Below are 25100 nucleotides of genomic sequence, written 5' to 3' on the forward strand. Positions count from 1 at the left end.
TTAAAAATTCTCTGAATAACTAATTTATATAGAGAAAAGACCCAATTTCTATCAAAAAGGGTCTTTAATAACAACATATTAAAATATTATTATATGATTTTTACTTATTTATCACATTTTTACATTAAAACTCTGTTTATTTTGTATTGTGAAAGTATTATCCTTTAAATTTCGCGCTATTAAATCGTTCATTGTCACATTTTCTGTGCCATGCACAACTGTGTTTTCTAAATATTGACGGAAATTACGATAACAATAATCTGTCATGCTTACGCGATACATATGGTCCAGATTAATCTTATGCAATGTCACTCTGTCAAAAGGATCTGCAGTCATATCAACTTCATAATCTATACCTTGCCAAAATGTACATAATGTTTCATCAATAATTGTCACACTGAGTGTGCCATTTGTAAATTCAATATGTGCATAACTATATTCCAACATATCTTTAATTTGCTGTCCTTTTAGTGTTAAATTAATTGGAATATCTGGATGTGGATAAGCATTATACAAATCAACGTTTGCTACTTGTCCTGATAATCCTTCTTCACCACTTTTAGGTAAATGTACACAAGAGATTTCAAAATCATAAACGAGTCTAATACTGTCATGTAACAATTGCGTAAATGGGTGTGGCTGTGTGATAACATCTTCCAAACCATTCACCTTAGCATCGATATCTTGAGCAGAAATAATTGCTTCACTCCAATGTTCGACTGCCTTTCTATCATAATATGTTTCGGCTAATAATGCTTCATCTTCTTCATAGTCATTTAAGTCGATAATTTCAGAAGTTATGTCTTCTAATTCAAAAGAACTTGTGCGCTTTTTAAAATCAACATTAATATGGACAAGGTTCTTGGCATTTTGACCAGCTTGAACGTAAACAGTTTGTTCATCTTTACCAATAAAAGTTTGATGTTGATGCCCCGTTATTAATAAATCTATCACACCGACTTCTTGCATAATCTTTTCTGCCTCATTAACATTTTGTTCACGTTCGTTAGATGATTTATTTAACTGATTAATACCGCCATGGTAAATGACGATTAAAAAGTCCGGCGCTTCTACTTCATGAATATATCGAATCCAACGTTTGGCAGATAATAATGTTTTTTCAATCGCCACATCTGGCTCCATTTCAAAATACTCACGATCCATTAAACCATCAGAAGTCAAACCTACAATTGCTAGTTTAATACCTCCTATTTCTTTAATGGTATATGGCGTAGAAAAATATGGTTCGCGTGTTTGTTTGTATTCGATATTTGCTGATAGCCATGGAAATCTAGAGAGCGACACAGCTCTAGAGAAAAATGATAACCCAAATTTAAATTCATTGGGACTTATACCACTAGCATCATAACTCATCGCATTCATTAACTTAATCATTGGATGACGTTTATATGGTGCAACGACCGCATAATAAAAAGCTGCTAAAGAACCCGCTAAACTACCACCACTATCTAGTAATAGTACCTCTTTACCTTGTTCTCGCATTTGTTTCACATACGTTCCAGCACGATAAATGTTAGAACCATGTTGCCCGTTTAAAAAGTAGCTGTGCATATCCGAAGTCGCAATAATGTCTATAGATATTTTTTCACTCTGTGTCATATATCTCGCCCCTTTATCAATGCTAGTTTAACATGTTTTCTTATTATTTGGATAGCAACAATAATGCGTTGATATAAAAAATAACCAATCAACACTTTGCTCAATGAAAGTTGTTGATTGGCTATTTACTTTAAAAATATTATCATAATGTCACAATATTAACCGATTTGTATGCGTTCTTTAGGATAATGATATTTATCAGGTTCTCTTCTACCAGCTATCATAATAACGAAACTAATCAATCCCACACGGCCAATAAACATTAAGATCATTAATATAACCTTTGTTGCCCCGTGTACATGATCTGTTACGCCTAGCGATAACCCACAAGTACCGAATGATGACATCACTTCGAAGAACGCTTGTAAAAATGTTAATTTCCCTTGCTCTATAATTAAAATAAGTACTGTACTAATAAACGTTAAAAATGAAGCCATCGTGAACACTGCAAATGAACGTTGAATATCTGTAGTATGAATTTCACGATTGAATGCTTTAATAGATAATTTTTCAGTGTTGTTATTAAAGTTTAATAGGAATAAGACTAATATCGCAAATGTCGTCGTGCGAATACCGCCACCTACAGAACTCGGTGAAGAACCAATAAACATTAAGAAGCCCATAATTAGGTTTGTTCCTTCACTAAAGTGACTAACATCAATAGTTTGTAAACCTGCACTTCTAGTCGTGGCTGATTGGAATAGTGCATAAAATAAACTTTTGTGCCATGACATATTATGGAAAGCATGATTATGTTCAATTAGTAAAATAATAATCACACCAAAAACAAATAAAAATAAATAAGTCACAGTAGTAATTTTTGCAAAAAGTGAAAATCTAAAGTTCGGTATTCTGTTTTTAATATAAGCCTTAATTTCTAATAATACTGGGAAACCAATGGAGCCAAGTATGATTAAAAACATAACAATCGTTTGTACAAAATAATCATTAGCATATGGTATTAAAGATTGTCCTGTAATATCTAAACCACCATTAGTTGTTGCTGATACAGAAACAAAGAGCCCCTGCATAATTGCATATTCTATATCAGGTGTGTCTCTATAAAAATAAAATGTCAATAATACTGCACCGATAAGTTCAATAATCAACATTGTTCTTACAATGTCTAATATCAATTTTACAGTACCACTCATTGTATCTTTATTGTTATCTAGCATAATGAGTTGACGCTCGCGAATACCAATTTTTTTACCTAAGACCACCCATAATAGCGTACCAATAGCCATGACACCAATGCCACCTATATTCAATATAATCATTATGATGACTTGACCAAACGTAGTATAAGTTTCTGCTATATTAATGGGTGAAAGACCAGTAACACTTACTCCTGATACAGCTACAAATAATGTATCTATAGGATTTACATGTGCACCTGCTTTATGTACAAAAGGTAAATTTAATAATAAAAACGATATGATAATCGCAACTAAATAGTACATCACTATCCCTTGTTGAGGGCTGGATCTTTTAAATAATTGATTGAAAATGGACAAAGCGTTACTTCACCTCAACGTTACTTCAGTTTAAGCTTGATATTTTTTAATTTTCCATCACGATAAATTTGAGCTGATAAAGGTTTCAGATCATTTTTATGACTGAAAATAATTTGTCTATATCTAAGCGTGTCTTCCACTTGTTTTCCATCTAATTTTACTATGACATCATTTTTTTGCAACCCTGATTTATCTGCAGGGCCTTCAGGCTTGACTTCCCCTACTACTACGCCATTATCTACTTTACTAGGTAAGTTTATTGATTGCTTAGCTATATTATCTAATTCATTTGTACTAGCAATTTTAACGCCTGTATTAGGATAATTAACTTTACCTTTTTTCTCAAGTTGTTCGGCAATCGACTGAACATGATTCACTGGTATAGCAAACGCCATACCTTCAACGTTTTTCATACTTATTTTCATAGATGCAATACCTATAAGTTTGCCATCGCTATTTACAACTGCACCACCTGAATTACCTGGATTTACAGGGGCATCCATTTGAAATGCGTCCATTAAAACGTCATAATGTCCATCTTTATCGATATCTACCGGCACATGTCTGTTCAAACCAGAAATTATCCCTTTAGACACTGAACCTTTGAATTCAGTTCCTAACGGATTACCAACTACGACAAGGGGTTCCCCTAATATTAAGTTTTTAGAATCGCCCATTTTTATAGCTTTAACATCTGAATCTTGAGTTAATTTTGCTTTAATTACTGCAATATCTGACCATTTATCAGTTCCTAAAACCTTACCTGTAACTGCTTTATTTTCACCATATGTAATTTTTTGTTCCTCTTTATCACCAACAACGTGAGCATTAGTAATAATAAAAATGGAGTCGCCCACTTTCTTGTAGACGACGCCGGATCCTAACTCACTATCTTTTCTAGCTTCCTTAGTTTCCTTTTGCACAGAAGATGAATTATTGCTGGTATCATTCTCAACAGTTACTACTGAACGAATCGCACTATTAGCACTTTTCATAGTAGCTGTATATTTAGGCTTATGATGGGTATTTGATTTAAATAATGCGTTACTTTCGTGACCATTATGATCTACATTATTAAATATAGCGTTCATTAACGTTAACAATACAATAACGCCTATGACAATTAATAGTTTCGCCCAGTTTTGAGAAAAGAAAACTTTCGTACGTGAAGGTAAATTGTTCTGGTTAGTACTATTTGATTTTGCGCCATATATTTCAGTCGAATCATCCTCAGGTTCTTTATAATGTTCATCATCTGAAATAAATTGATTAACTCGTGATTGCTGTGATGCTTCAGTGTAGAATGGTTGATTGCTCTCTTTTTTATGGTTTTCTTTCGCTACCGTTTCACCTTCATTTGTTGACGTATCGCTGAAGCTTTTATCATCTTTAGACTGATGATTGTCAGCCATCGTACCTTCATCAGTAGTAGCATCAAGCTGCTTATCATCGTCTGCAACGTCGTGTTGTTCGGTTATTGGTTGTTCTTGTTGTTCATTAGCTGATGATTTATCTAATTGTTCTTCGCTTGTATCTCTACTAGCTGTATCATGCTTTGTTTCATCCAAATCAGTTGCTGGCGCTTTATTACGTTGTTTGGCAATTTCTTGTTGATGTTGTATTTCTTCTTGCGTTAGTTTTTCGATACGTGATTTTTGTAAATTTTCTTTCACACGTTCTTTATTGTTTTGTGCTAACGTCGCATCTTTTTGAGCTTGTTGCTCACGGAGCTGTTGTTCTTGTTTTACACGTTGTTCACGTTCTTCATTATGAAAAAACTGGCGGCGTGAGCGACGATACTTATTTCTTGGTATTACATGTTTTTTATCTTTATCCACCATTATTCCCCCTATCTTACACGCTTCATTAATTTATATTATGACATATAAAGTTAAAAATTTCTGCATTATACTATGTGAAATATTTTTAAAATTGCACAACATCATTACTTTCAACATAATCATAAAATTTTTACTGTGGTTGCGCAATATTATTGATAAATTAGAGGTCATAATAAAACCCTGACAACACGAATGTTGTCAGGGTTTTTAAACAGTTATTATTATTTGTTTTGTTTTTTATTGTGTCTCATTGATGATAACCAGCCAATGATTACGAGTAATATCATAACTGACCAGAATATCGACTGCCATAACATACCATGTGGGAATTCATGTGGTAGTATACCAATATCTTCGTGCGCTAACACTAATACGACTAATTTAATACCTACCCAACCTACAATGGCAAAGGCAGCGCCTTCTAAACCCGGATATTTATTGAGTAATTCAACAAACCAAGTTGCAGCGAAACGCATAATGATTACGCCAATCATACCACCTAAGAACATAACAACAAATTGACCTAAATCCATACCACCGAAATGTATGCCGACTGTCGGAATTGTCATTGCAATTGCCAACGCAGCAAGCATTGAATCTATTGCAAAGGCGATGTCTGCAAATTCCACTTTAAAGACTGTGCCCCAAAACGCTTTAGGGCTAGCTTTAATTTCTTCTCCATCCTCACCATAGTGGTGATCATCACCGGATTCCGGTTCTTCTTTGTCTTTATGCTTAAAAAATTCATAGAGGTTTTTAGAAGACATATATAGTAAATAAAGTGCTCCGGCTGCTTGAATAAACCAAAAATTTGCAATAATACTAATTAAAAACAACGCGATAAATCTAAAGATAAAAGCACCTAACAAACCGTAGAACAAAGCCTTTTTACGTTGTTCTGGTGGCAGATGCCTCACCATAACTGCCATAACTACAGCATTATCTGCTGCCAATAGACCTTCTAGGAATACCAAAACTACAAGTACCCACAAATAAGGTAAAATCAAACTCGGATCCATGAATTACAACTCCTTTATTTTTGTACATAAAATAGAGACCTTAGCAATATAGACATAAACGCCGAAAAGCATAAATATATCTATAGCAAAGGTCTCACTCTGTGAATATTTATCCACCCGCTTCACCGGAAAGTCATACTTTCGTAATGACGATGATAGCGACTTATATAAATTCAAGATTAATACTTCGCTTGATTTTATTAAAAGTTAAGTTACTCCCCTCTGACTATACAGTCATCGGTCTTTAATTTTGTAAGCTCATTATACACAATGTAGTTAATTATAACAAACTATATAGTTTAATTTCTGGAAACTTATCTTCAAACCATCTTGTGGCAAACTCATTTTCGAATAAGAAGACATATTGGTCATAGCGATCTTTAACTAATATAGAACGTGTAGAGTTCATCTTATCTTGAATATCTTCTTCATTTTCAATCCAACGTGCTATTTTACGACCCACCGGTTCCATTACTACATCGACGTTATATTCATTTTTTATTCTATGTTCAAATACTTCAAATTGTAGCTGCCCTACTGCACCTAATATAATTTGATTTGTGTGTAACGTCTTATAGTACTGAATGGCACCTTCTTGTACAAGTTGCTCTATACCTTTATGGAAATGCTTTTGTTTCATAACATTTTTAGCAGATACTTTCATAAAGATTTCAGGTGTAAATTGTGGTAATTCTTGGAAACTATATTTTTGATTTCCTCCAACTAATGTATCACCTATTTGGTAATTCCCTGTGTCATACAAACCAATAATGTCGCCTGCAACAGCGTGATTTAATGTTTCTTTATCATCCGCCATAAACGATGTAGAACGAGTAATCTTTTGTTTTTTCTTTGTGCGTTGTAATGATACATCCATACCACGTTCAAATGCACCACTTACAATTCTCATAAAGGCAATTCTATCTCTATGCTTTGGATCCATATTGGCTTGTATTTTAAAAATAAAGCCAGAGAAATCTGTATCAAATGGGGATACAGAAACATCTTCTTTTGTTTGTCTTGCATTTGGCATCGGTGCATGATCGACATATGCATTTAAAAAGTTTTCTACTCCAAAATTAGCTAATGCAGAACCGAAAAACACTGGCGTTAAATCTCCAGATAATAATGCTTCTTCATCAAAGTTTTCGCCCGCTTCTTCAACTAACATTAATTCTTCGATTGCTTGCTGGTATGCGCTATCGTTAGTAATAGCATGATCCTCTTCTAGTTCGTAGTCTTCATTTAAATGAAGTATGTTTTCTTCATCTCTAAATGGTTCGATTGTTTTGTCTTTGCGGTCGATAATACCGAAAAAGTTTTGCCCCATACCAACAGGCCAGTTCATAGGGTATGTTTCAATTTCTAATGTTTCTTCAATTTCCTCTAATAATTCGAATGGCTCTTTACCAACTCGGTCTAATTTATTAATAAAAGTAAAGATTGGAATACCTCTCATTTTACAAACTTTAAATAATTTCAACGTTTGTGGTTCGATACCTTTGGCACAGTCAATAACCATGACTGCACTGTCTACCGCCATTAATGTACGATAAGTATCTTCAGAAAAGTCTTCGTGACCAGGTGTATCTAAAATATTAATCTTATAATGATCGTAATCAAATTGCATAACCGAACTCGTAACTGAAATACCACGTTCTTGTTCTACTTTCATCCAATCACTCGTTGCAAACTTGCCACTTTTTTTACCTTTAACGGTACCGGCTTCTCTTATGGCACCACCAAATAATAATAACTTTTCAGTTAACGTCGTTTTACCGGCGTCAGGGTGAGAAATTATCGCAAAGGTTTTTCTCGATTCTATTTCTTCTTTAATACTCATCTATATTCTCCTTTAATACTTCTAACCATTCAATGATTTGATTGGTGATATGTGTAGATTTTTGTTCATCGAAAATAGTAAATAAATGCATTATAAATTCTTCTTTAATACCTATTGTATCTAATAAAGTTGATACTTCTACAGACCAATTATAATCTGGTATACCTACGAAATAGACATTATTTTCTTCGTTAATATATAAATAAACTCGCGTTTCATCTTTTAAATATCTAATCGCCACTAGGACCACCACCAAATTTTTCATAAGCTGCTTCTAGACCAATTAAATCATCTCTGTGAGGTACTTTAATATGCCCTGGCATAATTTGATACGGTTCCCTACCTTTAGAAGCAAGTACAACTGTATCACCTGGCTGCGCTATTTCTATCGCATGTTTAATTCCTTCTGCACGATCATCAAATTCTACATAATTATTGTGTGTCGCTCCTTTAGCTAATTCTGCAGTAAGCATTTTGGGGTCGTCATTAGCTGGATTATCAGGTGTAAAGATAACATAATCCGCTCGACTTGCAACTCTACCCATTTCAGGTGTTTTAGTTAAATCACGTTCACCTGCCATGCCACATAAGAATATTAATTTTTGTTGCGCAAATGGTTTAACCGCATCGATTAATTTATCCATACCGTCAGCAGTATGTGCGTAATCTATAATTAAATCTATAGGTAGTGATGGATCTAATACTTCTAATCTACCTTCTACCGGTTCTAAATACTCAACCGCATTAATCACACGTTCTAAACTGACACCTTTACTCCATACTGCAATAATAGCTGCCATTATATTGGCAATATTAAATTTACCTACATAAGGGGATTTAACAGTATAGTCACCAAATGGCGTTGCTAAATCGAAGGTCACACCTTGTAAAGTTTCATTTATATTCTTGGCCATAAACTGTGCTTCATGGTCTATACCATAAGTAAACACTTCAAATGGCGTTACAGTACGTAAATACTCTGAAAAGTCATCATCATTGTTAACAACAGCATATTTGTCTTTAGATAAATCTTCACCTAATTGACTAAATAATAATGATTTAGCATGACCATAAGCTTCCATGGTGCCATGGAAGTCTAAATGATCTTGCGTTAAATTTGTAAAGATGGCAACATCGAATTCTACACCACGCAAACGTCCTAATGATAAGCCATGACTTGATACTTCTAACGTCATTGCTTCAGCTTCAGCCGTTACAGCCTCGTTTATTTTTTTAGTTAGTGACACAGTTTCAGGCGTAGTATTTGCCCCTTTAGTCTTTGTTTCATTAATTTGAAAGCCATTGGTACCTAAATAAGCACTACCTTTATTTAACTTTCTATAAATATGATGAATCATCGTAGCAACTGACGTTTTACCATTTGTGCCTGTTACGCCATATGTAATAAGTTGTTGGCTTGGATAATTAAATAGTTCATTTGCTAATAAACTAGCTACGCGTAATGTATCAGGTACGATTACTTGAGTGACGTCACCAGTAACCGTAACTTCTCTATCAACCACTACGATTTTACAGCCTTGTTCTACCACATTTTGACAAAATTTATGACTATCTACCGTATATCCTTCAGACGCAACAAAAATACTATCTTTTGTCGCAGTTCTAGAGTCCGTTGTTATATCATTAACGTCACAATCTAACATTCCAATTATTTGTTTAACTTTGATTTTTTCGAACAGTGCATTCGCATTCACCATCAATCGCTCCTTTAATTCGCTTATAGCTATTATACACTTTTTCACTTCATTTTATAATGATGAATTATTATTGTTAAAATTCATCTGTAAAATACTTATTTTTTCCTATTAATATGTTAGTTTAACTTAATGTTAATTTATGGTCATTAAATTTGTAGATTTTGTGTAGCGAATGATTTTGGCATTACTTTTAATGACAATAGTGATACGCTAATACTAAATTATTTAAATTTCGTACTTAATAGTATGAATTATTTCAATTCATCTTGTAAAATGATATAATCTTGACAAAATGTGCTTATTTTCTTTCTCGTAACAAAAAATTACGATAAGATAAAGATAAGTTAAATAAATATAATGGAGGGTGACTGAAATGGTTACTCAAAAGAAAAAATTATTGATAATTACTGGTTCCTTTGGTAATGGCCATTTACAAGTTACACAAAGTGTTGTCAATGAACTTAATTCGATGAACCTTGAAAACTTAACAGTCATTGAACATGATTTGTTTTTGGAAGCTCACCCGATATTAACGACTATATGCAAAAAATGGTATATCAATAGTTTTAAATACTTTAGAAATATGTATAAAAACTTTTACTATAGTAGACCAGAAGAATTGGATAAATGTTTTTATAAATATTATGGGTTAAATAAATTAATCAATTTATTATTAAAAGAGAAGCCGGATTTAATTCTATTAACATTCCCTACGCCGGTAATGTCTGTATTAACTGAGCAATTTAATATTAATATTCCAATTGCAACTGTAATGACAGATTATAGAATGCATAAAAACTGGATTACACCATACTCAGAAAGATATTATTTAGCAACTGAAGACTTAAAAGACGAATTTGCTTCTATCGGTATACCACAGCATAAAATAAAAGTTACTGGTATACCTATTGCTGATAAATTTGAAGAAGATATCGACAAAGAACATTGGTTAACACAAAATGGCTTAGATCCAACCAAACCAACTATCTTAATGTCTGCTGGTGCTTTTGGAGTTTCTAAAGGATTTGATCAAATGATCAAAGAGATATTAGCACAAAGCCCGCATTCTCAAATTGTTATGATTTGTGGTAAAAGTAAAGAATTAAAGCGTAACTTAGCTGCACAATTTAAAAATTACGCTAATGTTTTAATACTAGGCTACACACAACATATGAATGAATGGATGGCATCTAGTCAATTAATGATTACAAAGCCAGGTGGTATCACAATATCAGAAGCTTTGACACGTCAAATACCAATGGTCTTTTTAAATCCTGCTCCAGGACAAGAATTAGAAAATGCACATTATTTCACTGACAAAGGCTACGGCAAGATTGCTTATACGCCAAATGATGCAATTAATATCGTATCAGACTTAACAAATCATCCAGAACAATTGGCAGCTATGGCTAAACATATGGATGAATCTCGTGTAAGTTATTCAACTTATAAATTATGTCGTGATTTATTAGATTTATTACATCACTCTACACAATATGAAGAAGTGTATGGAAAGGTACCTTTATATGCAAAATTCTTCGTTAAATAATTTTAAACAAAGTAACAATTTCATTATTATGCTTGTCATCTTATTTTTAATGGAATTTGCTCGTGGTATGTACATATTAAGTTATTTATCACTACTACCCACGGCAACTACTATAGCGGTAGGTATTACATCTACTGCTATTTCTATTCATTTTATTTCGGATGCGGCAACTAATTTTGTTATTGGTTTTCTACTCAAAAGATTTGGCTCTAAAATAGTATTAACATCTGGATTTTTACTCGCCTTTGCTAGTTTATTTTTAGTTATTTGGCTACCAACCAATCCTATCGTTTTAATTGTCAGCGCAATGTTGCTCGGTATCGCAGTTAGCCCGATTTGGGTTATCATGCTTGCTAGCGTCGAAGAAAAAAGCCGTGGTAAACAAATGGGCTACGTTTATTTCGCATGGTTGTTAGGTTTACTTGTTGGTATGATCGTTATGAATCTTATCTTTAAGTTCGATCCAACAAACTTTGCATTTATGATGTCCTTAGTAGTTTTAATCGCATGGATATTATATTACTTCGTCAAAATTAGACTAACTAATTATAATACGCGCCCTGTATCAGAACAATTAGGACAAATTGTAGACGTTACTAAAAAGCATTTAATTTTATTTCCAGGTATCTTGTTGCAAGGTGCTTCAATAACTGCTTTAGTACCCATTTTGCCTATTTATGCTACGAAAGTTGTTGGCGTCTCTACTGTCGAATATACCATCGCCATTATTATAGGTGGCGTCGGTTGTGCGATTTCAATGTTATTCTTATCCAAAATCATTGATAACAACGGCAAGACATTTATGTATGTCATGATTTTTGGTGGATTTGTGTTATACGCCATTATGATATTTGCACTCTCTCTTATTACAAATATTTATATAGTATGGGGATTAGCAATATTTATCGGTTTAATGTATGGCTTATTATTACCAGCATGGAATACGTTTATGGCTGGTCACATACATCCTGATGAACAAGAAGAAACATGGGGTGTCTTTAATAGTATTCAAGGCTTTGGTTCTATGATAGGACCTATCGTTGGTGGACTTATTAAAGAATTCACTAAAAGTGTTAATAACACATTTTATTTCTCAGCAGCAGTCTTTTTACTACTGGCAATATTTTATGGTTATTACTTTATCTCAAATAAAAGCAAGCAATCACATTAAAAACATACTAAGATTAGCTATGTTTTTTTATTCAATACTTAGTATTGTTGGCTCGCTTTTTTATAGAACAGCTGAAGCCTATAGTCTTCAGCTTGTCCTGCCCCTCACAAGTTTCGCCAAGACACGTCACGTTTATATATAATTTTACATTAAAATCAAAATAGACTTGGCTTTGTATGAATAGCATTGAATATAATAAAAGTAGTAGCACGACGTGCTAACTATAATCACAACGATAATGAAAAAAGCAATTGCTATATGATTTCAATAGCAATTGCTTTTTTCTATTCAAACTTATATCGGGAATTAAGCAAAATTAAACGTTTCTTCAACTTCCCATTTTTCATCAGCATCATTGTATTTAACTAATGATAATGATTCAATTGTTTCTTTATAATCAATACCAGCTAATTTTAGCTGTCCATATATATCTTCAAATTCTTGGCTAGTCAAGCCTTGTGCAATTGTAAAATGTGGCACAAATGGATGCTCTGCTCTCCCATAAAAATCTTCAGTATTAAATTTATCGAACAATTGTTGTAATGCATCAGTTTTTTCAACTTTGAAATAAATTACATTATTAATTGGGGCAAATGTAGATGCTTTCGTCGCATGTACATCGATTGCCGGGCTACCTTCAATTCGTTTTTTAATGTCCTCTTTTACTGCTTCATATTCACTATCATCAATAGTAAAATGTCCCTTTACAGTAATGTGTGGCATAATCGTTGCGTAGTGAGAATCATAACGCTTTCTGTATGCGTTTACCTCATCTTGCAATGCCTTTGACGGAATTAATGCTAATCCTAAAATCATTGAAATTCCTCCTTTGTTTAACATATTATCATTATATCAAATTTTAGAAAATTTCGTTACTTTAAACATCAATTAGTCTAAAAATTTATATATATTTAAAATGAAATATTATCCGACAAAAAATATGTCAACATATCATTTAGTAATGGCTTCCATGATTTCCAACGATGTCCCCCATCGTATTCTTCATAATGGTAACTAAGGTTATATGCATTTAATAATTGATTTAATTCTCTATTCGGCGTTAAAAAGTTAGCCCGTTTACCATTTGTTGGTAATTTAAAATCATCTTCTTCCAAGCCTACAGCATGCCATATAGATAAACTATCTTTAAGCTGACAGCGTTCCAATAATTCTGTTATCACATCATCGTGTTGAGGACTCAATACGCCAACTTGACTAAATATTCTTGGATATGAAAGTGCAGTAATCAATGCGACACTCCCTGCAAGGCTATCACCGAATAAAATACGTCCATTACCAACTTTAAATGTAGGAAAATGTTGATCAACATATGGCAAAATTTCTTTCGCCATCGCTTTAACTGTTAGCGGCGTTCTCTCACCTTGTGGATGAAATTCGGCTCTTCTTTTGTCTACTGTTTCATAGTGAAAACCAACTATAATTGCACGTTCTACTTTATTTGCTTCTCTTAACTTTTCATAAGTTCTATGAATTTGACCAAAGCTGAAGAAATCTTTGCCATCAAAACAAAATATCACTTTGTATTTGAATAGCGATGTGTAATCTTTAGGTAAGTAAATAGATAATGTGACATCTCTTTCTAATATTTCACTTTTAAAATCTATTTTATTAATCTTTCCTGCTTGAAATTCGGTCATAAATATAGCGCCTCCTAGATATCTTATCGCTATTGTATCAAGAGACGCTATAATTTAAAATATTCTATTTTTGATTGCTTTCCTTTTTTAAACGATTTGGATAATCGTGAAGCCAAAATACTGCGTTAGGTAATTTTTTAGCGTCTGGTTTATAAATTGCTTCTTTACCACTGCCCAATTTTTTCTTCTGGATTTCATAGTCTTTTAAGGCGCTGATAGCTGGCTTATGCAATATCCAAATAGCTATAATATTTAACCAAGCCATTAAACCTACACCTAAATCCCCCATGCCCCATGCAGCTTCTGCTGTTTTAACCGCACCAAATACTGTGGCAGCAATCAAGACAATTCGCGTAATATTTATCCAAATTTGTGTGACAGTATTGCTTTGATTGCGTGTTAAATAACTAATGTTAGTTTCAGATATATAGTAATAAGCTAGTATAGTTGTAAAGGCAAAGAAGAATAACGCTATCGCAATAAAGTAAGAACCAATACCTGAGAAGTTTGGATCAAAATGGAAATTACTTCCCTGGAACGCTTTATCAATACCCGCTTGCGCGTACATGGCTGTACCTGTGTAATCTTTACCACCATCAGACATAGGCTGGAATATACCATTATTTTCTATTAATCTAGGTCCACCACTACTCGTAGTGCCACCATCAGTAACATTATATGTACCGGATAATAAAATAATCAGCCCAGTTGCCGTACACACAAATAATGTATCAACATAAACAGAGAATGCTTGAACTAGACCTTGTTTAGCTGGATGTGATACCTCTGCCGCAGAAGCCGCGTGTGGCCCCGTACCTTGACCAGCTTCATTAGAATAAAGGCCACGTTTAACTCCAATTTCTATCATCGCACCAACAATACCTCCAAATGCTGCTTCCATCCCAAATGCAGATTTAAAGATCAGTGCGAACAATGCTGGAACTTGATCAACATTTATAAAAATAATGATAACCGCCATTAGTATGTATGCGATAGCCATAAATGGAACGATAGCTGTTGCCGCATTTGCAATTGATTTAATACCACCGAATATAATTAAAGCTAATAACACAGCTAAACCAATCGCAATGATCCAAGGGTTTAAACTAAAAGCGTTTTTCATAGAACTTGCAATGGCATTTGACTGCACACCTGGTAGAAGCAAGCCCACTGAAATTATAGTAACAATCGCGAAAATTAAGCCGTAAATTTTACCAACTTTACCTTTAATCCCATATTCAATATAGAATGCAGGTCCACCACGATATTCTCCTTTTTCTTCACGTTTGAAAATTTGTCCCAACGTAGATTCGATAAATGCACTACTGGCACCTAGAAATGCAGTAGCCCACATCCAGAAAATAGCACCAGGACCACCAATATATATTGCCGTTGAAACACCAACAATGTTACCTGTTCCAACACGACCTGCTAATGACAATGCAATTGCTTGGAAACTAGATATACCAGTTGGTGATTTCTCCCCTTGAAACATTAAACGAATCATTTCTTTAAAGTGTCTGACTTGGAAAAAACGCATCATTAGTGAAAAGAGTATCCCTGTAAGTAATAAGCCATAAACAAGTGCTTTACTCCATACAATATTATTTAACCAAGTTACGAAATTCTCTAACATAACTTCATCCCCTTTATTATATATCCCTTATGACATATTTTTTATTATTATACACACAAACTATAATCCGCACAATGTATTTATAAAGTTATATTTTTTATAATGAATTTTATAATTTATATCCTATTTATGTTATAATTTTGCCACACTCTTGATATATAAAAATTAAAATTACAACAATTGATTCACTTAACAATTTTATGCATTAAATTACTATATTTAGGGAAATTGTTAAAAAAATTCATTCATTTTCAATACTAAGTTGTCGATTGCTGTGATTAATAGTTATGTATTTTCAAATAAAAATTTTATTTTAATCTTTATTGATTTTCGACTTTTGTTAACAATGTATATAAGATATACTTAGCTATAGTAAATTTTTAGGAGGCACCATTTATGCTAAATAAGGTGTGGTTTAGAACAGGTATAGGTTTAATCATACTGTTTCTAATCATCAAATTAATTATGGAAGTGCATGTCATTTTCTTACCATTCTTAATTATCATGCAATCCGTACTAATCCCTTTTATACTTAGTGGATTTTTATTTTATATTTGTTTACCATTTCAAAAAATCTTAGAAAAAAATAATGTTCCTAGATGGGGCAGTATATTGATTATTTTCATCGGCCTTATCATTATTATTGGTATTGTCGTTGGAATCGTCGGACCACTTATAGTTGATCAAATTAATAACTTAATCCAACAAATTCCATCGTTACAACATGAAGTCCAAAATCTAATCAACTATGCATTAAGCCAAATGGAGCGATTACCAAGTGATGTCACGGAAAGAATTAATAAAGTCGTGAAATCAATGGGCGATAATGTCACTGGTATTTTATCAAATTCATTAAGTTATATTACGTCATTTATTTCAACTTTATTCTTACTCATCATGGTTCCTTTCTTCTTAATTTATATGTTGAAAGACCATGAACGTTTCATTCCTTTTATCGCAAGATTATTTAAAGGTGATAGAAAAGTATTTGCTGTAGATTTATTAAAAGATTTAAATGAAACTTTAAAATCTTATATACAAGGTCAAGTAACAGTAAGTTTAATTCTAGGACTTATTCTGTACATCGGTTACTCTATCGTTGGATTAAAATATACATTACTACTAGTAATGTTTGCAATTGTAGCTAACATGATTCCATTCCTAGGGCCATGGATGGCCTTTACGCCAGCTGCAATTATTTCAATTATCCAAGGACCAAGTTCATTTATTTGGGTTTGTATTATTACATTGATTGCACAACAATTAGAAGGTAACGTTATTACGCCAAATGTTATGGGTAAATCATTAAACATTCACCCACTAACAATTATCGTAGTAATACTAGCTGCAGGTAACCTTGGCGGATTCGCACTCATATTAGTAGCTGTGCCATTATACGCAGTGATTAAATGTATTGTACGTAATGTCTTTAACTATCGTCAGAAAATCGTCGATAAAGCTAATAGCAATGTTGTGGATTAGTCGTAATTAAAATAAAGCAGATGACTACTTTGAATTTAAGTAGTTATCTGCTTTTTCTTTTTGAGTAAATTAATAGGTTTAAAATAAACTTTACATTTAAGCTTGATATTTCAAAAAAATATAGAGTTTGAGACATAACTTCTAACTCAAAATTAAATAACACCTCATTCTACTGATTTATTCAGTAAAAACGAGGTGTTATTTTTGATAATATACGATTTTGTCGTGCATGCTTGCCTTAATTTAGGATAGTATGGCTCGAGCCTGTAGTCTCTCACTCATACGATTCCCTCAGGCGACAGCACCTTACAAAATCGTTACAAATTTAAAGTTTTATACAAAAAAGTACGCTCGTATAATTTAATTAATCATGACAAAAACCAAATTAACGAGTTGCCTTATGTATAGAGATAACAATATGTCTCAAATAGCTCTACCACTAGATATTGAAGTATTGATTCCAGAAAATGATATTGCACATTGTGTGAATCAAATTGTAGTGTCTATACCTAATGAAGAATTCTACAGATATTAGAACTTTAATCCTATTTTTAAATAACATCACAAATAACTATTTTGATTTACCTGCGTACATTGCTGTAGATGCTAGTTATGGTAGTGAAGAAAACTATAAAAATGTATTAGATTCTTTTAATCGAACACCACTCATAATATACACTATGTATTTAAAAGAACAAACGCAGCAATATAAAGAAAATGAATTTAACACTCAAAATTGTACTTATGATGAAATAAGATATGTCATTACGGGGGAAATCCAATGTTAAACGCGAACTTGGAATAGTCTTGATGACAACAAATATAAGAAAAATGGTAGCTCTAAGAGCTACCATAAAAACTTTAAAAATGAAATACAGTGGAAATTTAATTTTACTAATGAATTTCCACTGTATTTTTACTTTCTATAATATTTCTGTATCAAACTCGTTTTGATTTTATTATTTGATTGCGTGGAAACCACTATCAACGTGGATGTTTTCGCCAGTTACACCACTTGAGAAATCACTTAATAAATAAGCTGCTGTTTTACCTACTTCTTCTTGGTCTACATTTCTTTTTAACGGTGCACGTTCTTCAATCTCTTTCAAGATAGTATTAAAACCGCCAACACCTTTCGCACTTAAAGTACGTATTGGGCCTGCTGAAATAGCGTTAACTCGAATGTTATCAGCGCCTAAGTCAGCAGCTAAGTAACGTACGTTTGCTTCTAAACTCGCTTTTGCAACACCCATTACGTTGTAGTTTTGAACGGCATATTCACCACCAATATAAGTCGTAGCCACGATACTACCACCTTCTGGCATTAACTTTTTAGCTTCTCTACCTACGATTGTTAATGAATATGAGCTAATGTCTTGCGCTAATAAAAAGCCGTCTCTTGATGTATCTGAAAAACGTCCACGTAAGTCTTCAACATTACCAAAAGCGATTGAGTGATAAACACCATCGATGTTACCTACTTCTTCACCAATTTTAGCAAAACCGTTAACTACGTCTTCATCATTTTGTACATCAATTTGATACATATGTCGTTCTTTTTGATCTAATTGCTCTACTAATTTTTCTAATTCTTTTTTACTACGCTCTTTACGATAAGTAAAAATTAAATTTGCACCTAAACTGTCTAAAACTTTTGCTACGCCGAAACCAATACTACGTTTATTTGCAATACCCATAATGACAAAAGTTTTGTTTTCTAAACTAATCATGAGATGAACTCCTTTTAATTATTATTTTTATATAGCAACTACTATTTTTATAAGTACCTTTGCTATTACTCATAATTAAATGCTTAATTATAACACTATATATTTTAACATTGCTATGAAAGAATGAACAATTCTTTATTATAAGAAAGACAAAATAATTTGGATGTTTGTATGAATAACAAACATCCAAATAGTAACCTTTTTAATAATATAATTCTAATTCGCGTTTTAATTCATCCACATATTCTTTAGAACCTGTAACGATTAATCTATCACGATAACGTAATTGCGTATCACCATGTGGCACAATAGATTCGTTATTTCTAATAATTCGTACGAAAATAATGTCACCATCGAATGGGAAATTACGTAATTGAATTTGATCATATTGATGATTTAACATCGCAATTTCATATAATGATGTTTCTACGTTACTTAATAAGTTAAGCATGTTAGGTGTCTCAATAAGTCCTTTTAGTAAAATTTTATTGCTCATGTAACTACTAAATACTTCAATACCTTGATCATGTAATTCAGCATCTTCAGAACTAGATTCTAAACGACAAATAACACGCTCGACACCTTTCTCCTTAGCCATTAAAGCAACTTTTCTATTGATTTCATCATCATTAGTAGAACAAACTACGATATTTCGTTTAAATAAGCCAAGTCTATCTAACATTTCAGGCTCATAATCAGCAATTTCAATCATTGAAATCTCATCTGCCAATTTACGTTGATCACTTAAATCAGTTCTATAATAAAGTGATACTTGATATAAATTAGAAGCAAGATTTTGTGCAATTGGTATTGTTAGCTGATTTTTACCAATCATGCTCACTTCGATACGTTTCGTTACTTCATCTGGTATCGGGAACAATTTTTTAAAAATAATTGGCACAATTAAACATGCAATCACTGCACTTAAAATTAAAATTCCAGATATTTCAGGTGTTATCGTATGTAATTGTTCAGCGATTTTAGCTGAAGCAATAACAAGCGATAATGTCGATGTTAAAAGAAATGCTGAAGAAATCGTCGTCTTCTGATCAAACCATCGTCGAATATAAAATACTGGAAGTAATTTTGATATTAAAAATGCAATAAGTAAAATTGGAATGATCACTAATATTGATGGCTCTTTAATTAACGATGGGATATTAAGGTCAACACCTACCATAATGAAAAAGATAGGGATGAAAAAACCGTAACCAAACGAATCTAACTTATCGACTAAGTCTTCATCAGGTCCCAATAACGAAACAATTACGCCAGCGATAAAAGCACCTAAAATATTTTCTGCACCTACACCTTCTGCAAGTGCCACTAATAAAATAATAAGTGCAAAGACGGCTCTAATACCGATTTGCGTCGTACCGTCCATCAACTTTTGTAAAAATCTTGCGCGTTTAAATATACCGCCAAGGAAATAAAATATAATGGCAAATATAACTAAAATACCGATTAGCCATAATGAGCCACTACCTGTGGCATGAAGAGCGCCGTATGCAGTTAATAATATCATCGTTACTAAATCTGCTAAAACGGCTACTAATAATATAAATTGTCCTATAGTCGTTCTCATTATATTCATTTCTTTTAACGTTGGCACGACAACGCCTAACGATATGGTAGAAATAATAATAACCATTAATAATACATCATCGATAAGTCCAAACCATTTGAATAAGTAAGCTAAAATTACTGATACAATCATAATTAAAGCAAATACCGTAATAGCTAATTGGAAATGGCCAGGCATCTTTTGTGTGTCTGAGTCATTACTGTTGTTGTTAGTTGACTTCTTTTTAAAAGCTTTAAAATCAATTTCTAAACCACTTAAAAACATTAAAAAGATAAAGCCTAACGTTGATAGTATTTTTAACATTGAGTCTTTCTCAACTAAATTTAAAAATGAATGACCTATAATGATACCCATGACGATTTCGGCAACAACCACGGGGATAAAATTAATTCTAAGTCTATTTACAAGGATCGGTGTAAAAAATGCTGCTAATACAACGATAACGAGTGATAAAAACTCCATGTTGCCTCCTTAAGTTAAATAAGTCATAAATGATGTCGCTAAACCAAAATAAATCAGCATACTTACAATATCATTTATCGTTGTGATAAATGGACCACTTGCAACCGCTGGGTCAATATTTAATTTATTCATTACCAATGGTATAACCGAACCAACTAGTGTTCCTACCGTCATTGCAATCGTTAAACTCAAACCGACGATAAATGCTAAAAATGGTTGTCTATATATAATGATAATGATTAATATTAATATCAATGCACATACAAAGCCACTTAACATACCACTACCTGCTTCTCTTATAGCAATTTTAAATTTGCTTTTTTCATCAATTTCACCTGTAGAAATATTACGTACAGAAACTGCTAATGATTGCGTCCCTGAGTTACCAGACATCCCACTTATAATCGGGATAAATGCAGCTAAAAGCGCTACTTGAGATAATGTATCTTCAAATGAGCCTAAAATGGACGCCGTTATCATACCAAGGAAAGTTAAAATAATTAGCCATGGTAAACGCTTTGTAGCAGTTTTTAAAACAGAATCATTCGTTGCATCGACGTCAGAAACACCGGCTAAACGAGAGTAGTCTTCACTCGCTTCTTCGTCCATTACGTCTAAAATATCATCAATCGTAATAATACCTAGTAGATGATCTTGATAATCTAATACCGGCATTGCGATTAAATCATAGTCTCTCATTCTTTGCGCTACATCTTCTTGGTCCTCTGCGACATTAGAACTAATAACACGTTCACTCATTATATCTTCAATATAAGCATCATTTTCAGCAATAATTAAGTCTCTTAAAGATAAGACGCCTATTAACTTTTTATCATCATTAACTGCGAAAATAACATAAATTGTCTCCGCATCTGGTGCTTGATCTTTTACTTGAATCAAAGCTTCTTTAACTGGCATTGTCGCCTTTAAAGATATGTACTCAGTGGTCATAATACCACCAGCAGTGTCTTCGTCATAATGTAATAACGCTTTAATTTCTTTCGCGTCTTGTTTATTCATTAAAGTTAATAAACTAACTAACTTTTGTTTAGACAACTGATTCATTATATCTACTGCGTTGTCATAAGACATTTCTTCTAATACTTTACTAGCATAAGTAGCATTCATCGTATCAAATAAATCTTCGTATGCTTCTTCATCAATTTCTAATTGATCAAAGAAATCTGCTACTTCTTCAGGAGATAAGACTTCAAAAATACGTTGCCTTATATCATCGCTACTATCCTCAAAGTACTCACTTTGTTCATATGTATGCATAGATAAAAATTCGGTTCTAAATTTATCTATCTCATTATCTAATAATAATTTATCAAGTAATTCTTGATCATAAACTGTTTCATCATCTAATTTTACTGACTCATTTTCGTTATACATATGTCTCACCTCCGCGCTTTATTTTAAATTATAGCATATCAAAAATTGTCATCATCGACGTATCTTTATCAACAATATTTATTTGCTCATTCGTGATAGGATGTAGGAACGCAACTTGATAGCACTGTAATAATTGACGTTGCATATCTTTACGTGTACTACCGTATAAATCGTCACCTACAAGTGAATGCCCGATATGTTGGAAATGAACTCTAATTTGATGCGTTCTTCCCGTCATTAATTTAACTTCACATAAACTATACCCATTTTTTTGCTTTAATGACGTATAACTTGTGCGAGCGTATTTACCATTAGGTGAAACTAGTCGTTGAATAATGCTTGATGGATCACGTGCAATAGGCGCTTCAATAACGTCACTACTTTGTACATTACCATGACAAATACATAAATAACGTTTGTCGATTGATCGTTGTGACATTAAATGATGGATAAATCCGTGTTTTGTAAAAATAACTATACCTGAAGTATTTCTATCTAATCTAGTAACGACATGCGGTATAACCTCATTGTTCTGCCAAGTATATGCGTATACTTGTTCCAATAAACTTTCATGTGGATGTTCTTTAGATGGCGCGATATTTTGATGCGCAGGTTTGGCTACAATAATTAAAAAATCATCTTCAAACAAAATATTTAATGGTGCATCAAATGGCGCGATATTTTTACTCGGAATTTCTTTGGGTAATTGTACTTTTAATTGGTCACCCCTATACATCACAGCACGAACAGTAACTTGACGACCATTAACTAGTAAAGCGCCATTATTTTTAATGGCGCTCATTGTTGTTTTTGAATATGAATGACGTTGCAAAAAGGCTTTAACCGATTCTTCACCTTGAATATTATAAAGAAAGTGCACTATTCATCGTCTCCACTTGAGATAAATGAATCATGAACTCTTTTCCAAAAAGGAAATGGTCTAAATCGAGCAAAGCGAACTTTTTCATTTGCTACTCTAAATTGAATCGCATTAACATTTTTATGTTTAATACTCACATGATCAATTGTAGTTAAAATCGTGTCATGATTTACCGGAGTGATTAAACAAGTATGGTGTTTAGGTAAGACAAGTGGTGATCCAACCGTTCTGAAGACTCTATTATTAATCGACGCAATTTCAGCTATTTGCATTGCTTCTAGAGATGGATGTATTAACGCGCCGCCCAACGCTTTGTTATACGCCGTAGATCCAGATGGCGTGGACACACATAACCCATCACCTCTAAAACGTTCAAATTGTTTACCTCTAATATTAACGTCCACAACAAGTGTAGAACCATTTTCTGTTTTCATCGTTGCTTCATTCAAAGCTAAATATCGGGTTTCATAACCATTGTCATTATAGCGTACAATCAATTCTAAAAGTGGGTATTCAATAACTTGGAACTGAGAGTTATTAATCTCAATAATTAATTTTTCAACTTCATGTGGTAGCCAATCGGCATAGAAACCTAAATGACCAGTGTGTACACCTACAAAAGCACAACGAGATAACATATGACTGTATTGATGAAAAGCTTGTAATAGCGTACCATCTCCACCTACAGAAATTACTATTTCTGGATTTTCAGGATCTTCCACCATTTGAAAGTCTTTCATATGATTAATCATCTTATGCTTTAAAGCGTTTGATTTTGAATCCCCTTTAGACAAAATTGTATAACGCATGCTTACACCCCACTAGTCATTATTGTGCTTCTTAGCTCTTTTTTTTGAGTAATATTTTTGAGCTTCTTGTATCTCTTCTTTAATTTCGGACATTTCTTCATCTAACAGGTATGCCGCTTCGGCAGCTCGCTCTAGCCTATGTTGTATTTCTGGTGGGTAATCTCCATCGTATTTATACCTTAAAGTGTGTTCTATTGTTGCCCAAAAATTCATCGCTAAAGTGCGTATTTGTATTTCTGCTAAAATATTTTTCTTCCCTGCTAATGTTTCAATTGGATATTCAATTATTACGTGATAAGAGCGATATCCACTTTGTTTAGTATTACTAATATAGTCTCTTTCTTCTATGACTCTAAAGTCTTCTCTTTGTCGTAATAAATTAACGACAATATCAATGTCATCAACAAATTGACACATCATTCTAAGACCTGCAATGTCATACATTTCTTCATGCAAGCGATCAAAAGGAATGTTACGTTTGTTTGCCTTATCGATAATGCTCGTCATCGGTTTAACTCTACCTGTGACGAATTCTATCGGTGAAGCATTTTCTCCTACTTCATATTGCTTCCGTAACCCCTTTAGCTTAATTTTTAATTCATCTACGGCTTGTTTGTATGGAGATAAAAATTGGTCCCATTGATTCATCGTGCTTCACTCCGCTTCACTATAATTCAAATATTTCTTCTACTTTAGCAACAAACTCCTTACCATAGTTTGAATTACCCTCTATATTATCTAATATGTAAGTTAGTTCATTATTAAATTCTTTTAATTCTATATTGTCATTAACTATAATTTTCTTATCTTTGTTTTCATGTATCATTGACCATGTTTCTTGAACAAAAATCAAATATGAGTATGATTGCCCATCATCTAGTATATACGCGAAGGCATAGTTATCACTATCAACAAGCATTTGACCTGCTTCTACTAACCCTTCTGTAGATTCTTCTGTATAACAATTTATACTATCTTCTGTTATCTTAATTTCATTAACATAAATTCGCATGCTTGCTCCTCCTTATTCCTACTTAGTTTAACATAATTTTCCACGACATAACACGTGACATGACCATTCTATATTATAACTTTTAGCAACTATTTTGACATTAAAATTTATCATATTTTAATGAGTATTGCTTTTAAATTAAAAGTAAATTTTGCATAATATTAGTAAAGGAG

Annotated in this window: 21 protein-coding genes; 4 read left to right on the forward strand and 17 right to left on the reverse strand. The window is 32.9% G+C overall.

What is annotated here, in order from left to right:
- Positions 1-111: 111 nt before the first annotated feature.
- The 7 genes from RPL90_RS10195 to RPL90_RS10225 all read right to left on the reverse strand — a co-directional run bounded on the left by RPL90_RS10195 (position 112) and on the right by RPL90_RS10225 (position 9555).
- Positions 112-1620, reverse strand: a complete 1509-nt coding sequence (locus RPL90_RS10195) for a bifunctional metallophosphatase/5'-nucleotidase (protein WP_313548784.1) — start codon at positions 1618-1620, stop codon at positions 112-114.
- 158 nt (positions 1621-1778) lie between these two features.
- Positions 1779-3137 (reverse strand): TrkH family potassium uptake protein, encoded by a 1359-nt coding sequence (locus tag RPL90_RS10200; protein WP_313548787.1) that lies wholly within the window; start codon positions 3135-3137, stop codon positions 1779-1781.
- A 20-nt stretch (positions 3138-3157) separates the two neighbouring features.
- Positions 3158-4978: a trypsin-like peptidase domain-containing protein gene (locus RPL90_RS10205; protein WP_398573867.1), complete on the reverse strand. Its 1821-nt coding sequence runs from the start codon at positions 4976-4978 to the stop codon at positions 3158-3160.
- A 221-nt stretch (positions 4979-5199) separates the two neighbouring features.
- On the reverse strand, positions 5200-5997 hold the full coding sequence (locus RPL90_RS10210; protein ID WP_313548789.1) for a TerC family protein: 798 nt from the start codon (positions 5995-5997) through the stop codon (positions 5200-5202).
- 280 nt (positions 5998-6277) lie between these two features.
- Complete coding sequence (locus RPL90_RS10215; protein WP_313548794.1) at positions 6278-7840, reverse strand: peptide chain release factor 3; 1563 nt, start codon at positions 7838-7840, stop codon at positions 6278-6280.
- Positions 7830-8081, reverse strand: coding sequence for a YueH family protein (locus RPL90_RS10220; protein ID WP_313548799.1), 252 nt, complete (start codon positions 8079-8081; stop codon positions 7830-7832). The genes RPL90_RS10215 and RPL90_RS10220 overlap by 11 nt, the downstream gene beginning before the upstream one ends.
- Positions 8071-9555, reverse strand: coding sequence for a UDP-N-acetylmuramoyl-L-alanyl-D-glutamate--L-lysine ligase (locus tag RPL90_RS10225; protein ID WP_313549187.1), 1485 nt, complete (start codon positions 9553-9555; stop codon positions 8071-8073). Before RPL90_RS10225 ends, RPL90_RS10220 begins: the two co-directional genes overlap by 11 nt.
- A gap of 376 nt (positions 9556-9931) precedes the next feature.
- On the opposite strand from RPL90_RS10225, the gene RPL90_RS10230 reads away from it, so the two are divergent.
- Together RPL90_RS10230 and ltaA are read left to right on the forward strand one after the other, a co-directional pair.
- Positions 9932-11107, forward strand: coding sequence for a diglucosyl diacylglycerol synthase (locus RPL90_RS10230; RefSeq protein WP_313548801.1), 1176 nt, complete (start codon positions 9932-9934; stop codon positions 11105-11107).
- Entirely contained in the window at positions 11085-12278 is a 1194-nt protein-coding gene (ltaA, locus tag RPL90_RS10235) for a lipoteichoic acid biosynthesis MFS flippase LtaA (RefSeq protein WP_313548804.1), read from the forward strand. Before RPL90_RS10230 ends, ltaA begins: the two co-directional genes overlap by 23 nt.
- A 306-nt stretch (positions 12279-12584) precedes the next feature.
- On the opposite strand, the gene RPL90_RS10240 is transcribed toward ltaA, so the two are convergent.
- The 3 genes from RPL90_RS10240 to RPL90_RS10250 all read right to left on the reverse strand — a co-directional run bounded on the left by RPL90_RS10240 (position 12585) and on the right by RPL90_RS10250 (position 15572).
- Positions 12585-13094: a 2'-5' RNA ligase family protein gene (locus RPL90_RS10240; RefSeq protein WP_313548807.1), complete on the reverse strand. Its 510-nt coding sequence runs from the start codon at positions 13092-13094 to the stop codon at positions 12585-12587.
- 95 nt (positions 13095-13189) lie between these two features.
- On the reverse strand, positions 13190-13936 hold the full coding sequence (locus RPL90_RS10245) for an esterase family protein (RefSeq protein WP_313548810.1): 747 nt from the start codon (positions 13934-13936) through the stop codon (positions 13190-13192).
- A gap of 64 nt (positions 13937-14000) precedes the next feature.
- A complete protein-coding gene (locus RPL90_RS10250) occupies positions 14001-15572 on the reverse strand; it encodes an alanine/glycine:cation symporter family protein (RefSeq protein WP_313548813.1) in 1572 nt (523 codons plus the stop codon).
- 396 nt (positions 15573-15968) lie between these two features.
- Here RPL90_RS10250 and cozEa point away from each other — a divergent pair, with 396 nt between their 5' ends.
- Together cozEa and RPL90_RS10260 are read left to right on the forward strand one after the other, a co-directional pair.
- A complete protein-coding gene (gene cozEa / locus RPL90_RS10255) occupies positions 15969-17054 on the forward strand; it encodes a lipoteichoic acid biosynthesis protein CozEa (RefSeq protein WP_313548817.1) in 1086 nt (361 codons plus the stop codon).
- Between the two features lie 512 nt (positions 17055-17566).
- Positions 17567-17842: a hypothetical protein gene (locus tag RPL90_RS10260; protein ID WP_313548822.1), complete on the forward strand. Its 276-nt coding sequence runs from the start codon at positions 17567-17569 to the stop codon at positions 17840-17842.
- Positions 17843-18013: 171 nt separating this feature from the next.
- Here the strand turns inward: RPL90_RS10260 and fabI are convergent, their stop codons facing one another.
- The 7 genes from fabI to RPL90_RS10295 form a co-directional block, all read right to left on the reverse strand.
- A complete protein-coding gene (gene fabI / locus RPL90_RS10265) occupies positions 18014-18784 on the reverse strand; it encodes an enoyl-ACP reductase FabI (RefSeq protein ID WP_313548826.1) in 771 nt (256 codons plus the stop codon).
- A 202-nt stretch (positions 18785-18986) separates the two neighbouring features.
- On the reverse strand, positions 18987-20831 hold the full coding sequence (locus RPL90_RS10270; protein WP_313548830.1) for a monovalent cation:proton antiporter family protein: 1845 nt from the start codon (positions 20829-20831) through the stop codon (positions 18987-18989).
- A gap of 9 nt (positions 20832-20840) precedes the next feature.
- On the reverse strand, positions 20841-22226 hold the full coding sequence (gene mgtE, locus RPL90_RS10275) for a magnesium transporter (protein WP_313548835.1): 1386 nt from the start codon (positions 22224-22226) through the stop codon (positions 20841-20843).
- Positions 22227-22254: 28 nt separating this feature from the next.
- Positions 22255-23106 carry an RluA family pseudouridine synthase gene (locus RPL90_RS10280; RefSeq protein ID WP_313548840.1) on the reverse strand — a complete coding sequence of 284 codons (852 nt, stop codon included), beginning with the start codon at positions 23104-23106 and terminating at the stop codon, positions 22255-22257.
- Positions 23106-23915 (reverse strand): NAD kinase, encoded by an 810-nt coding sequence (locus tag RPL90_RS10285; protein WP_195715875.1) that lies wholly within the window; start codon positions 23913-23915, stop codon positions 23106-23108. Before RPL90_RS10285 ends, RPL90_RS10280 begins: the two co-directional genes overlap by 1 nt.
- A 12-nt stretch (positions 23916-23927) precedes the next feature.
- Positions 23928-24563, reverse strand: coding sequence for a GTP diphosphokinase (gene yjbM, locus RPL90_RS10290; protein ID WP_061855098.1), 636 nt, complete (start codon positions 24561-24563; stop codon positions 23928-23930).
- Between the two features lie 19 nt (positions 24564-24582).
- Positions 24583-24927, reverse strand: coding sequence for a UPF0738 family protein (locus RPL90_RS10295; protein ID WP_313548849.1), 345 nt, complete (start codon positions 24925-24927; stop codon positions 24583-24585).
- Positions 24928-25100 lie beyond the last annotated feature (173 nt).

Origin of the sequence: Staphylococcus kloosii (assembly GCF_032139365.1) — a bacterium.
Lineage (GTDB): Bacteria > Bacillota > Bacilli > Staphylococcales > Staphylococcaceae > Staphylococcus > Staphylococcus kloosii_A.

Coding starts and splice junctions, on each gene's coding strand:
- fabI (WP_313548826.1), bottom strand. CDS start 18,784: ATGATTAGTTTAGAAAACAAAACTTTTGTCATTATGGGTATTGCAAAT.
- RPL90_RS10210 (WP_313548789.1), bottom strand. CDS start 5,997: ATGGATCCGAGTTTGATTTTACCTTATTTGTGGGTACTTGTAGTTTTG.
- yjbM (WP_061855098.1), bottom strand. CDS start 24,563: ATGAATCAATGGGACCAATTTTTATCTCCATACAAACAAGCCGTAGAT.
- RPL90_RS10205 (WP_398573867.1), bottom strand. CDS start 4,978: ATGGTGGATAAAGATAAAAAACATGTAATACCAAGAAATAAGTATCGT.
- RPL90_RS10215 (WP_313548794.1), bottom strand. CDS start 7,840: ATGAGTATTAAAGAAGAAATAGAATCGAGAAAAACCTTTGCGATAATT.
- RPL90_RS10250 (WP_313548813.1), bottom strand. CDS start 15,572: ATGTTAGAGAATTTCGTAACTTGGTTAAATAATATTGTATGGAGTAAA.
- ltaA (WP_313548804.1), top strand. CDS start 11,085: ATGCAAAATTCTTCGTTAAATAATTTTAAACAAAGTAACAATTTCATT.
- RPL90_RS10240 (WP_313548807.1), bottom strand. CDS start 13,094: ATGATTTTAGGATTAGCATTAATTCCGTCAAAGGCATTGCAAGATGAG.
- RPL90_RS10295 (WP_313548849.1), bottom strand. CDS start 24,927: ATGCGAATTTATGTTAATGAAATTAAGATAACAGAAGATAGTATAAAT.
- RPL90_RS10270 (WP_313548830.1), bottom strand. CDS start 20,831: ATGGAGTTTTTATCACTCGTTATCGTTGTATTAGCAGCATTTTTTACA.
- RPL90_RS10245 (WP_313548810.1), bottom strand. CDS start 13,936: ATGACCGAATTTCAAGCAGGAAAGATTAATAAAATAGATTTTAAAAGT.
- RPL90_RS10230 (WP_313548801.1), top strand. CDS start 9,932: ATGGTTACTCAAAAGAAAAAATTATTGATAATTACTGGTTCCTTTGGT.
- cozEa (WP_313548817.1), top strand. CDS start 15,969: ATGCTAAATAAGGTGTGGTTTAGAACAGGTATAGGTTTAATCATACTG.
- RPL90_RS10285 (WP_195715875.1), bottom strand. CDS start 23,915: ATGCGTTATACAATTTTGTCTAAAGGGGATTCAAAATCAAACGCTTTA.
- RPL90_RS10260 (WP_313548822.1), top strand. CDS start 17,567: ATGAAGAATTCTACAGATATTAGAACTTTAATCCTATTTTTAAATAAC.
- mgtE (WP_313548835.1), bottom strand. CDS start 22,226: ATGTATAACGAAAATGAGTCAGTAAAATTAGATGATGAAACAGTTTAT.
- RPL90_RS10195 (WP_313548784.1), bottom strand. CDS start 1,620: ATGACACAGAGTGAAAAAATATCTATAGACATTATTGCGACTTCGGAT.